We start from the raw sequence: 1,890 nt of genomic DNA, 5'->3' as shown, positions 1-1,890 counted from the left end.
GATGACGGCCCGCGTGCCGGGCTGGCAGAAGAAGCCCCGCGCCTGGGCGCAACCGTGGATGAAAGCCTGGTCAGCCTGGGTGGTGTTGGCGGTGACGGAGTGGCCAGTGCCACCCTGAGTGCGGCCAATGTGCAGGCCCAGTTCGCGCCGGCCTTCGGGGCGGATGGGCAAGGCAGCATTGGCTACAGCCTGGCGCTGAGCGGCAGCGACGTGGCGAGCGGCCTGTATGCGGTCGACCCGCTGGCTGCCAACGGGCAGGGTGCGGCCATCGTGCTCAATCAGGTGGGCAACGTCATCACCGGCAGTGTCGGCACCGTGAGCTACTTCACTCTGACCATCAACCCGAGCACCGGGGAAGTGACCCTGGCTCTGCTGGACAACGTCTGGCATGGCGACACCACCAATGCGGATGACAGCGTGGCGCTGAGTGTGGGCAAGGGCGTGCTGACGTTGGTGCAGACAGTGACCGACGCCGATGGCGATAGCGCGAGTGCATCTGTGGACCTTGGCGCCAACGGCGTGTTCCGCTTCGAGGATGACGGTCCCAAAGCAAGCAATGTTCAGGCTACTTTGGTTCTGGACGATGAAGGCCTTGTCGGCGGGATCAATGGTGGTTCTGGTGATGTTGCAGGGGCCAATACCAGCGTCACGGGCAATCTGGTTTATCAGGCTGGGGCTGATGGCCTCAAATCGCTTGAGCTCTCCGGGCCTACTGCGTTGGGAAGTGAAAGTGTGACCTCAACGTGGGATGCCCAAAGTGGAACCTTGTCTATCAGTTCCACTCGCGGTCTCTTGATGACGGTCACCATTACCGACCCGAGCACTGGTGCCTACTCGGTGAAACTTCTGCAGCCCTTGATGCACACAGGGACTGATACCGAAGACAATCTCACCCTCAATGTGGGCTACAAGGTGACAGATGGCGATGGGGACAGTGCCAGTGGCGTACTTGCCGTCACCATTAACGATGATACACCAACAATCCAGGTGGGTGAGCTGTCCCTGACTTCCTCAGTCACCTTCCTGGGTAGCAACGCCGGTTATTCAAATAGCTATGGCTACTACGTCAAAGGTGATGATGGCACTCCGTTGTCCGGCAAAGTCATCTGGGCAAATGTGCACAGTCAGAGTGTGGGAAGCCAGACAGATATCAGTTCGCTGGATCCTGCTCATACCGGGTTCTTTGTTATCCCCAATGGAGGAGCCAATCCCGGTCTTGGTGATGGTGCCGCGGTCACTTTCCAGTTTATTAATGGCAAGTGGCAGGCATTCGTTGGCAGCACTGCGTTGAGTGGGGCCGATGGTGCCAACATCGTGTTCAGCGATGCGAGCCTCAACCCTGGCGGTTCACATTTGCAGGATACCGGTAGCGCAGGCAACCAGAACTGGGAGGATATGACCCTCAACTCGGATTACGACTACAACGATGTCAGCACCACTGTTACTTGGGGCGGTGCTGTGCAGTTGCAGGTCGATGAGTCCAACCTCAATCATGATGCAACAGCTGACTTTAGTGGTGTGTTCAACGTACAGCCGGGAGCAGATGGTCTGGGATCCCAGAGCTACAGCCTGAATGTACAAAATGCCAACTCTGGTCTGATTGATACTGCCACTGGTGAGCAAGTTCAGCTGAGCATGCATGGTTCGATCCTCGAAGGTCGCACGGCCACAACTGGCCAGCTGGTATTTAGCCTCACGGTCGACAGTAGCGGCAAGGTGACCCTTGATCAGCTGCGGGCTGTAGTTCACCCAACCTCTGATCCCGATGAAGCCACCTTTTTGGGCTCTGGCCACGTTAATTTGACTTTGACCGTCACCGATAAGGATGGAGATCACGCAAGCGGGGTTCTGGATATCGGTAAGGTCATCAGCTTCAAGGACGATGGCCCG

General features: G+C 57.6%; 1 protein-coding gene. It reads left to right on the top strand.

Translation table 11 applies throughout. The features are described 5' to 3' along the window. Positions 1–54: 54 nt before the first annotated feature. A partial coding sequence (locus AACR93_RS04020) for a DUF5801 repeats-in-toxin domain-containing protein (protein WP_231557026.1) occupies positions 55–1,890 on the top strand: 1,836 nt, incomplete at its 3' end.

The organism is Aeromonas sp. L_1B5_3 (genome assembly GCF_963866575.1).
In the GTDB taxonomy this organism is placed as follows: Bacteria; Pseudomonadota; Gammaproteobacteria; order Enterobacterales; family Aeromonadaceae; genus Aeromonas; species Aeromonas jandaei.
This window is presented reverse-complemented; position numbering and strand designations above follow the sequence as displayed.